The organism is Streptomyces sp. TRM68416, assembly GCF_014596915.1.
GTDB lineage: Bacteria > Actinomycetota > Actinomycetes > Streptomycetales > Streptomycetaceae > Streptomyces.
On record NZ_JACVWU010000048.1, the window covers coordinates 1 to 10300 of the forward strand.

The following is a 10300-nucleotide window of genomic DNA, read 5'->3' on the forward strand; positions in this document are numbered from 1 at the left end:
TCCGCCATTGAGGTCGGTCCAGTGCAGGCCATCGGCGCTGTGCGAGAAGTAGATCTGCTGGCCGGTCGACCCCTCCCCGATGAAGTGCGTCATCAGGTAGCCCGGGTCTGCGGCCGCGGCTCGCTGAGGCGTGGCCAGGACTTGGGATGTGAACAGCAGGCAGGCGGCTGCCAAAACCGCCGCCAACCGTGCGAGAAGCGCGGACACGTGCGTCTCCTGTCTTTCTGCGGGTGCCACGATCGGGCCACAGCGGAAGTCCGACGGGGCTGGAGTGGGCGGGAAAGACAGGTGGTGAGCTCCCACACACTCAGCTAGTTCGATATTCCGAACTCCATTCGTAACTTCGACCAGAAAGTAGGTGTCGGGCATGGTCGCGTCAATAGGTCGGACGAAACACCCGGTTCGCGATCCTGTGACGTCGACGGCCTCCCGGCGCGAGGTCGGCGCGGTCCGCGGGCGTGGCTCAGGGCCGCGCGAACCCATCGCGGGTGGCGCGGCCCTGAGCGCCGCTGCCTGGTGGCAGCGGCGCCGGTCCTTCTGCAGGCGCCTGACCGGGCGCCTGGCGGGGTCACTTGTGCTGCCGGAAGATCCACTCCCGGATGCCTTCGATGTTGTAGGCGATCTTCCAGGTGTAGAGGTGGTTGTTCAGGGCGTTGTCCGTGACGCCGCTGGGGACGACCGTGCCCGTCTCGAAGGCGACGTAGTTGATGGAGGTCTTCTCGGCGACCATCTTCTTGACCTCGGCGGCGAACTCCCTCTCGGTGGAGGTGCCGTCCCACACCGCGCGGGTGACCGTGGCGCCCTCGGACTCCAGCTTCTCGGTGATGGCGTTCTGGCCGGGGTAGGCGTTCTCGTCGCCCTGGGCGACCGTGATCCACAGCTTGTCGTTCACCATCGGGGAGACCGTGCTGGTGTCCCACTGCCCGGCGACGATGTAGGAGGCGGCGAACAGGTCGGGGTACTGCACGTCCATGACGATCGACATGATGGCGCCCATGGACTGGCCGGTGGTGTAGAGGCGCTTGGTGTCGACGTTGTACGTCTCGGTGACGTTGTTGAGCAGGTTGACCGTGGTCTCGAGCCAGCTGGTCACCGTGTAGCCGCCGTGGTCGTCGACGACCGCGCTGGCGTATTGGGGGGCGAGGACGAAGGCCGGGCGCTTGGCCTGGTCCTCCGGGCTCGCCCAGGAGATGGCGCCGTTGCCCTGGACGAGGGTCGTCAGGGGGTCGCTGCTGAGCACGGCGGCGTCGTGCATGAACAGCACCAGCGGGAACGACTTGCCCTTGTCGTATCCCCGCGGCTTGTACAGGTTGTACTTGAGGGTGTTGCCGGTTGCCGGGTCCGTGAAGGACAGCTGCTCGAAGTCGTCGACGATCAGGTTCTTCACGGCGGTCGTGGTGACCCCGGCGGAGTCCGCCGGGTAGACGGTGCCGCGGGCGGTGGTGACCGTGCCGGCCTGCACCACCGTCGCCACGGCCTCCTTGATCTTCGGGCCCGAGCTGCCGCCGCCGGGGCCGCCGCTGGGCCCGCCGCTCGGAGCACCGCTGGGGGCACCGCTCGGAGCACCGCTGGGCGGGGTGCCGCCGCCACTGGGGCCGCTGCTCTCCAGCAGGGAGGCGGCCTCGTCGTCGGGGGACATCTCGACGATGACGTAGCGGCCGTTGCGCCCCTTCCTCGCCGGGGTGGGCGCGGTGGCGGCGTAGACCTTGGTGATGGTGCGGTCCGCGACGGTGAACGTCGTCGTGGACAGCTTCGCGCTCCTGATGGGCGCGTCGTACTCCAGCGCCACGGCGGTGAGCTTCAGACCGTCACCGAAGACCTCGGTGATCGCGGTGGCGCTCTTGATGTGCCCGTCCGTCGACACCTCGTCGGCCGAAGCGGTCCCGTAGGCCGCCACGCCTCCGACAACGGCCAGCGCGGCCCCTGCCGAGCTTGCTATGAACGCCCGCCTGTCCATGATCCTTGGTCCTCCTGAGTCGAACAGTGTTTCCGGTACACAGCCGAGATGAAACGGCTGCGAGCTTGTGGGGGGTCACGCCCTAGCCGGCGGCTGCACGCAGCCGGGCGGGGCGCACCGTGTGCGGCGGTCCGCGTCGGCCGCTCCCTGACGGGTCGTACGACTGCCGGAGCCGGCGAGAGGGCGGCCGGTCGTGACGGGCGCCCGGAGGCGTGGCCATGGCCTCATAGGGCGTCGCCGTTGGAGAGTTCCGCCGCCGGCCGCGGTGTCCGAGGCGCCACCTGGTGTGCCACGACCGCCGACGCGGCGACCGTGGCGGCGACGAGCAGCGGATGCCCCACCAGCCAGGTCTGCACGCCCTCGAAGGGGTCGAGGGACGTGAGCGTGGCGCGTTCGAGCATCCAGGACACCGAGAACACCAGCCCGACGACCGCCATGCCGATCCGGAACGCCGGATAGACCGCCGTCCGGGCGAGGGCGATCAGGGAGGGCATCATCAGCGCGACGACGAGCAGCTGCGTCAGCTCGATGCCCAGGTTGAAGCCCAGCAGCGTGGTCACCAACGCCCCCCGGTCGAGGCCGAGTTCGCCGATGAGCGAGGCGAACGCCAGCCCGTGGACCAGCCCGAACCCGGCGGCGATGAACACCTCGCCGCGGGCCACCAGGGGCCGGACGGCGTGGACGGCGGACACCGCGATCGACAGCGCGATCAGTGTCTCGACCGGCCTGCTCGGCAGGTCGATCGCACCGGCTGCCGCGAGGGCGAGCGTGAGCGAGTGGCCGAGGGCGAACGCCGTGACGACATGTACGACGCGGACGACGCTGCGGCGTGCCGACGGGGCCGCGTGCCATCGGCCGCCGACGGTCACCAGGGGGGCGGGGATGAGCAGCATCAGCAGGAACAGCAGGTGGTCGGCGCCCTCGCCGACGTGCTCGATGCCCAGGCCGGCGGTGGTGGCGAAACCGCGCAGCCACGAGCCCTCGCCCGCGGGCACCTCGATGCTCTTGGTCGAGAAGTCCAGAACCCCGAGGGTCTCGGCGTCGTCGGTCCTGAGGATGCCGCGGCCGAAGTCGTACCGGACGGTGGCGATGACCTTGTGGGTGAGGAGTTCCTGGACGATGACGTCGTAGCGCAGGTCGAAGTCGGTGACGGTGCCGTCGGGCGGCCGGATCGTGAGCGGGTAGACCAGGTGTGCCGTCCCGTCGATCGTCCGCACCGTACCCGTGCCGAGCGTGACCGGCCACGAGCGTTCGTCCTCGCCCACGGCGCCGATGTGCCCGGCCGTGTACCGCTTGAGGAACGCCCGGTCGGTGCCGAGCACGCTGTCAGGAGTGAGGTCGCGGTGGACGGCGACGGCGAGCCGGTCGACGGGCAGCTGCACCTCCCCCTCGACCCGGTCGTCGCGGATGTCGAGGAGGACGGCCGAGGTGCTCATCGGATGGGCCTCGGCCAAGGGCGCGGGACAGCAGACCAGCACAAGTGCCGTGAAGAGGAGGGAGAGAAGGAGACGGTGCACCGGAGCAGTTCCCGCCCTGTCAGTTCCAGCCGTAGTCGGCGGTCTCGTCACGGAAGATGGTGTGCTGGTGGACGCCGTCGAGCACGATGCCCCCCTGGTTGGAGAACTCGATCCACACGGCCGGGCCGTCGACGCGGACGTACGTCTCCTCGTTGTCGATGTCCGTCGCGCCGCTCCAGCCGAGATACGTCTCGTCGTACGCGGAGACGTACTTGGCGATGAGAGCCTCGGCGGCCTCCTCGTCCAGGTCGTCCACCCAGGTGCGCATCATCGCGGTGACCTTGTCCTGCTGCTCCTGGCTGAGGTCGCCGACGACGACGCCCTCGGGGTCCGGGAAGGGACCGTCGTTGCCGGGACCGAGCAGCAGGTCGTCGAAGCTGCCGCTGATCTCGGCCTTGTCCAGCTCGCTGTCGCTCAGCGCGCCGATGGCCGCCATGGTGGTCTCCCGCTTGTCCTTCAGTGGGGCGTACGACGTGCCGTTCAGCTCGAACGTCTGCGGCTCGATGGCGGTCAGCGTGGGCGAGAGGCTGACATCGTCCCTGTAGTAGGTGATGTTGTACGCCGCGTGGTGGCCGCCGAACTCGACCATGAACTGCTCGGTCTCGCTGGGCTCCCCGAAGAACGCCAGGTAGTACTTGTCCGAGCTGTACTCGTCGCCGCCACCGGGTCCCCTGCCGCCGCCGGAGCTCTGCGCCTGGGCGAGGTAGTCGTCCGCGGCGCGGATGTCCTGGAGCTCCTGGTAGCCCTGCTCGCTGAGGGCGGCCTCCATGACCTTCAGCGCGGCGGCCTTCTGGTCGTCGTCGAGGCCGGCGAGCTCGATGCCGTTGCGCTTGACGCCGCCGGTCGGGAAGTTCGACCAGCCCGTCGTCTTGGCGTCGTCGCCGAACTCGTAGAGCGCGGTGTCCTTCTCGTCGTCGGACAGCGTCTTGAGGAAGGCGTCGGCGGCGGCCACGACCTCGGCGGTGTTGGCCTTTCCGGCGCCGGTGCTCGTGGTCGCGCCCTGGCTGGAAGCACTGCTCGTCTCCGAAGAGGAGGTCCCGGAGTCGCCGGAACCACAGCCGACGAGGCCGAGGCCCAGGCATGCGACCAGGGCGACGGCACGGCGGACGCGGGACCGCTCTCTGGCCTCCCGGCGAGCCGACGGGACCGGGGTGGTGGAAGCAGCCGGAGGAAGGACGACGGTGGCCATGGATCTCCTGGAGCGGATCAGGTGGGGAGCCCTCATCGTGGGTGAAGGGCCTGTGACGTCCATAGGAGAACTATGGGAGTTCGGCAAAGTCCGAGCGCTCATTTCGGCGGGAGCCGCACGGCGCGGGGCCGGCCACGTCGAACTGATAATCGTTACTCGCAAGTTCGTATGGGATCGGTGTGATGGGTGAGCCATCATGAGGACGTGCTGAACCGTGTCCTCATCGCCGACGACGATCGTGCGATCCGTGAATCCCTGGCCCGGGCACTGGAGCTGGAGGGATACGACGTCGTCACCGCCGTCGACGGGGTGGAGGCGCTGAGCCGGGCCCGTCGGGGCTCCTTCAGCGCGCTGGTGGTCGATGTCGTGATGCCCCATGTCGACGGCATGGCCGTGTGCCGTGTGCTGCGAGCCGACGGCGACCGCACCCCCGTGTTACTGCTCACCGCCCGGACCAGGACGTCGGACCGGGTCGCCGGCCTCGACGCCGGCGCCGACGACTATCTGCCCAAGCCCTTCCGGGTTCCGGAACTGCTGGCCCGGCTGCGGGCGTTGCAGCGCCGGGCCGCGCTGGCGCCGGTGGACCAGGAGGCCCAGCCGGCCGGGGCCGCTCTTTGGATCGCGTCGCTGCGCATCGAGCCGGGCGCTCGGCGCGCATGGTGGGCCGACAGCGAGCTCAAGCTGTCGAGGACCGAGTTCGACCTGCTGGAGCTGCTGGTGCGCAACGAGGGGATCGTGCTGGACCATTTGACGATCTACCACCGCATATGGGGCTACGACTGTGGGCGGGACGCCAACAACCTGGCCTGCTACGTCAGCTATCTGCGGCGCAAGCTCACCGCCCTCGGAGCTCCCGAACTCATCCACACGGTGCGCGGTGTCGGGTACGCGGTCCGGTTGCCATGAGTCTGCGCGCGCGGTTCACGCTGTCTTTCGCCGTAGCCGGCACCCTGGTGGCGGCGTTCGTCGGTGTGCTCAATTACCTGGCCGCCTCCGAACAGGTCGTCGCGCAGGCCAATCGGACACTGCGGCTGGTCACGTTGGCGATGGCCGACGAGCAGATGAGGTCGCAGCATCTCGCGGATCCGGGGGCGCAGGTCTCCACCCTCGACCGTGACCGACTCGGTGCTGTTCGTGACGAGGCGGAGCAGGCGATTGTGCAGGTCGTGGCTCAGGACGGCAAGGTCACTCATCTGGGCGGGCCAGAGGTGGTGCTGCCGGTGTCCGACTCCGTGCGTGCCCTCGCCGCCTCCGGCGAGGCCGGAGCAGGGGAACAGGTCACCGAGATCGTCGTGAACGGCGACACCTACTGTCAGCGGACCGTCGCGCTGGGCGAGGGCCGCGGCGCCCTGCAGGCGGCCGTTCCGATCGGCCCGACACGCGATGTGCTGGAGAGCATGGCCAAAGAGATCGCGGGGGGCGCACTCGCGGTCGTGCTCGCCGCGTCCGTCGTGGGCTGGCTGCTCGCGCGATGCATCACGCGGCGCTTGGTGCGGCTGGCGCGGGCTGCCGAGGAAGTCAGCGGTGACCGGCACCTCGCCTGGGATGTCTCGGTGGAGGGACGGGACGAAGTCGGCCGGCTCGCGGTGTCGTTCAACAGGATGATCGGCCGCCTCGCCGCCTCCCGCGAGGCCCAGGAGAGGTTGGTGGAGGACGCCGCCCACGAACTGCGGACCCCGCTGACCAGTCTGAGTACCAACGCAAGTGTGCTGCGCCGCGTCGGCGAGCTCTCCCCGCACGCTCGTGAACGGCTTCTGGACGACGTCGAGGGCGAGATGCACGAGTTGAGCCACCTGGTCGACGAGCTCGTCGAACTCGCCCTCTCCCGGAACCGTGACGAAACCCCGGAGCCTGTTGAGCTGGCCTCGGTGGCCCACCGAGCCGGTCGCCATCTGCACCGGCGCACGGGACGGCTGGTGCAGATCGACGCCGACGGCTCGGTCGTCCTCGGACGCGGTCATGGCCTCGAACGCGCCATCGGCAACCTGCTGGAGAACGCAGCCAAGTTCGACAGTGACGCCTCGGAGCCCGTCACGGTGCACATCCGCGAGGGCAGGATCACCGTCTCCGATCGCGGACCCGGTATCGCCGCCGCCGACGCCGCCCGTGTGTTCGACCGCTTCTACCGTGCCGACACCGCTCGCGGCCTGCCCGGGTCCGGACTCGGCCTGTCCATCGTCCGTGACGTAGCCGAGAACCACGGCGGCACCGTCTTCGCGTGGACCCGATCTGGTGGCGGGGCCTCGGTCGGGTTCACCGTGAGCAGCTCCCTGCTGCTGCCGGACAGTGCACCCGACTCCGCCGAGCCCCTCCATGCTGACCGGTCCGGTGTGCCGACGGCGCCTGGTGACTTCGAGGCCGGGCAGGGGCAGAGCCCTCGCACGCCACGCAGCAGCAGTCCTGCCCGGCCCGGCTGAAGGCACCGAAGGGTAGGACGGCCGTCAGCGTGCGGCAGGCCAAGTCCGTGGTCCGCAGGGCGGTTGCTGCGCGGCGTGCTCGGCCGATGCCAGCCCTGGGCTCCTCGAAGGAGTGGGCGCGGCGGCTGATACCGAGGAGCGTGAAGGCGATGAGCGGCGGCCAGGCGATCCGGGGAGGAACCGAGCGGTGGCGTCCGGGGTCGCGCCAAGTCATGCAGCGGGGACGCAGGGGGGGGGTGAACCGCTGACTGGATCTCGTGGTGTGCACTGTTCCCGCAGGGTGAGCCATGGCACGGCCGTTCCTCGGCCCTCATCTCCATCCTCCCGAGCTTCGTGACTGTGCGATGCGCGTGGCTGCGGAGAACGCCGAACTACCCGGCCTTGGAGCAAGGCCCCGCAAAGTTTGTCGGCAACATTCTGACCGCGATCACCGCCGTCGGCCTGCGCGGCGGCTGTCCTGGCTGACAGGGCCGAACCGCCTGTGTACTTCCTTAGGGAAGGTATGTGTTGACAATGAAGGCGACATAATTGTTGACACTGGAAAATCGGCTGACCTACGTTCGCACGGCAGGCGAGAGATGGGCGCCGCACAGGCAAGCAACCGGTCCGTACCTGGCGTCGATCGCCGGAGCGTCCGCTCCGGGCGGCCGTTCCATACGGGCCCGGCCGTTGCCGACCACCGCGAGAACGCCCCGCGCATGCGACAACGCACAGCAGCGGTCCGAAGCCGCCGCGAACAGGAGTGAGCGCAGTGAAGCACAGGGCAGTCAAGCGCAGGAACGTCGTCATCGGGCTCGGTGCCACCGCCGGTGCCGCGGCGGTCGGGGGTATCGCCCTGACCGCGCAGGCCTCGACGGGGACGGCCGGCTCGAAGTCCAAGAAGGCCTCGGATTCCCTGGTCTTCGACCGGGACGCCTACACGGAACTGACGACGACCGTCACCGCAGTCGACGGCAGCGAGAAGGAAGTGACGTACCACTTCTGGAAGGCCATCACCTACGTGGCGAACCCGGTGGACGTGGAGCACCAGAGCCTGGTCGTCAGCGTCCCCGTCACGATCGACGGCAAGGCCGTCGACGCCACCGATGCTCCCATCCTCTTCACCAACTCGGTGGGCGGCTACATGCCGGCGAACGTGTCGGCCGCCACCGGGGTGGGGCAGGCGGCGATGGAGATGGGCAACACGGGCGCGCCCGGCGCCTCGGCCAGTGCGTCCCCGAGCACGTCGGCCAGCCCGTCGCCCAGTGCTTCGGCCCCCGGCGGCACTGGCCCCGGCGGCGGTGGCGGAGCGGGTGGCGGGGTGCCCAACCTCGCCGAGATCGCCCTGGCGGCGGGCTACGTCGTCGTGGAACCGGGTGCGCGAGGCCGCAGCCTCGTCGACGCGGACGGTGTGTACTACGGCACCGCGCCGGCCGTCATCGTGGACCTGAAGGCCGCCATCCGGTACCTGCGCGCCAACAAGGGCCGCATCCCGGGCAACACCGACCGCATCGTGTCCGCCGGAGGCAGTGCGGGCGGCGCCCTGTCCGCCCTCCTCGGCGCCTCGGGTGACAGCCCGCTGTACGACAAGTACCTCAAGGAAGCGGGAGCGGCCGACGCGAGCGACGCCGTCTTCGCCTCCGCGGAGTGGTGCCCCATCACCGACCTCGAACACGCCGACGGGGCATACGAGTACTGCTGGGGCACCAGCGCCACGAGGAGCGGCAGCCAGGTCGACCAGACGGTGTCCAAGGACCTCAAGTCCCAGTTCGCCACCTACCAGGCCTCCCTCAAGCTCAAGGGGATCAACGGCTTCGGCCCCCTGACGGCCGCCAACTACGACGAGTACCTGGTGGAGACCTACCTCCAGCCGGCGGCGGCCATGTACCTCAAGTCCCTGTCGGACTCCGCCCGTTCCGCCTATCTGGCCAAGAACACCTTCATCACCTGGGACGGCGACAAGGCGACCTTCACCTGGGACGGATTCGTCGACCACGTGGGGACGCGGAAGAAGTCCACTCCGGCGTTCGACGCCTTCGACCTGTCGGCGGGCGAGAACAACCTGTTCGGGACGGGCACCACCAAGGCCCGCCACTTCACGCTGTACAGCCTGCGGCACGAGGGCAGCAGCAGTGCGCGGCTCGCCGACGACATCCCTGAGCTGTTGAACCTGATGAACCCGATGTACTTCATCAAGAAGCGCAACCCGGGCCGGTCGAAGCACTGGTGGATCCGGGTCGGCACCAACGACACCGACTCCTCGCCCGTCATCGTCGGCAACCTCGCCGCCTCCCTCTACGGCATCGGTGACGACGTCGACTCCCTGATGTACTGGGACGCCGGGCACGGAGCCAACAACGACCCGGCCGCCTTCCTGGATTGGATCGCCGACGTGTCGGGCCACAAGAAGTAGTCGGTTCACCAGAAGCAGGGGTGCTTGGTCGGGCCGCCCGTGTCCCTCAGCCGACGTAGCTGCGTCGGGGACCGGATCCTGCCGCCGACGATCCCCGGCTTCAGCATCCGAGCAGAGGGCCGCATCCGCCGTGGGGCGGGGCTGCGGTCCCGGAGGAGGAAGGGCCTCCCGCCGCGCGGAGTATTCGCGGGCGGGAGGCCCTCAGCGCTGAGGTCACTTCTGACCGGCGTCCGTGGCAGCCCCGGACGGGCCGCGACCGGCGCCTGACCGCACGAGGTTCAGCGGCCGGAAGCCGTCCTCCTCCCAGCCCATGACCCCGTACGTCTGCCTCCCAGCGCCCGTGCCCCGGGGCCGGACTACTCGTGCGGAGCGACCCGCGGGCCCCCAAAGGTGGCACACAGATCGCTTACAGCGGTTGGAAAGATCATGCCCATAGCGTTGGGGGGCATGGACAACGACCTGCCTGCGTCCCGCGGGTTCCTGGCGGGGACTTCCGGTCCAGCCTTGTTCGGTGCATCCGTCCATGGAGGTTCGTCGCATCCCGTCCTGCTCGCCGCCGGCGGTGACGACCAGAAGGCGTCGGGCAGGACGGGCACCGTGCTGGACGTCTCCGGAGCGTCCCCGTCCTCCGCGACGAGGGGCGAGCACATGGCGTTCTTCGAGCCGGCGTACAAGATCAACGTCCTGCGTGACCGGCCGTTCCAGCAGACCGCCTGACATCCGCAGAGCATCTGACCCCGACAGCGCGCCCGGCATCCGCAGAGCGCCTGACACCCGCAGCGACCGCAGCCGATGTCTGCTCCGGTCCTCGGCCCGAAGGAGAACCCC

At 69.3% G+C, this 10300-nt stretch carries 7 protein-coding genes and 1 pseudogene; 4 read left to right on the forward strand and 4 right to left on the reverse strand.

Features of this window, described 5'->3' with window-relative positions; genetic code table 11:
• The 4 genes and pseudogenes from ICC28_RS39625 to ICC28_RS39640 all read right to left on the reverse strand — a co-directional run.
• Nucleotides 1–207 (reverse strand): annotated as a pseudogene (locus ICC28_RS39625) (1,4-beta-xylanase); the annotation flags it as partial.
• A gap of 361 nt (nt 208–568) precedes the next feature.
• Nucleotides 569–1957 carry an alpha/beta hydrolase-fold protein gene (locus ICC28_RS39630; protein WP_188293728.1) on the reverse strand — a complete coding sequence of 463 codons (1389 nt, stop codon included), beginning with the start codon at nt 1955–1957 and terminating at the stop codon, nt 569–571.
• A gap of 224 nt (nt 1958–2181) precedes the next feature.
• Nucleotides 2182–3393, reverse strand: coding sequence for a HupE/UreJ family protein (locus ICC28_RS39635; protein ID WP_223190764.1), 1212 nt, complete (start codon nt 3391–3393; stop codon nt 2182–2184).
• Between the two features lie 100 nt (nt 3394–3493).
• On the reverse strand, nt 3494–4663 hold the full coding sequence (locus tag ICC28_RS39640; RefSeq protein ID WP_188293730.1) for a DUF3500 domain-containing protein: 1170 nt from the start codon (nt 4661–4663) through the stop codon (nt 3494–3496).
• A gap of 204 nt (nt 4664–4867) precedes the next feature.
• Between ICC28_RS39640 and ICC28_RS39645 the strand changes: the two genes are divergently transcribed.
• The 4 genes from ICC28_RS39645 to ICC28_RS39660 all read left to right on the forward strand — a co-directional run bounded on the left by ICC28_RS39645 (nt 4868) and on the right by ICC28_RS39660 (nt 10189).
• Complete coding sequence (locus ICC28_RS39645) at nt 4868–5569, forward strand: response regulator transcription factor (RefSeq protein WP_188293731.1); 702 nt, start codon at nt 4868–4870, stop codon at nt 5567–5569.
• Nucleotides 5566–7080, forward strand: coding sequence for a sensor histidine kinase (locus ICC28_RS39650; protein ID WP_188293732.1), 1515 nt, complete (start codon nt 5566–5568; stop codon nt 7078–7080). The genes ICC28_RS39645 and ICC28_RS39650 overlap by 4 nt, the downstream gene beginning before the upstream one ends.
• A gap of 751 nt (nt 7081–7831) precedes the next feature.
• A complete protein-coding gene (locus ICC28_RS39655) occupies nt 7832–9472 on the forward strand; it encodes a subtype B tannase (RefSeq protein WP_188293733.1) in 1641 nt (546 codons plus the stop codon).
• A 504-nt stretch (nt 9473–9976) separates the two neighbouring features.
• Entirely contained in the window at nt 9977–10189 is a 213-nt protein-coding gene (locus ICC28_RS39660; RefSeq protein WP_188293734.1) for a hypothetical protein, read from the forward strand.
• Nucleotides 10190–10300: the final 111 nt, after the last annotated feature.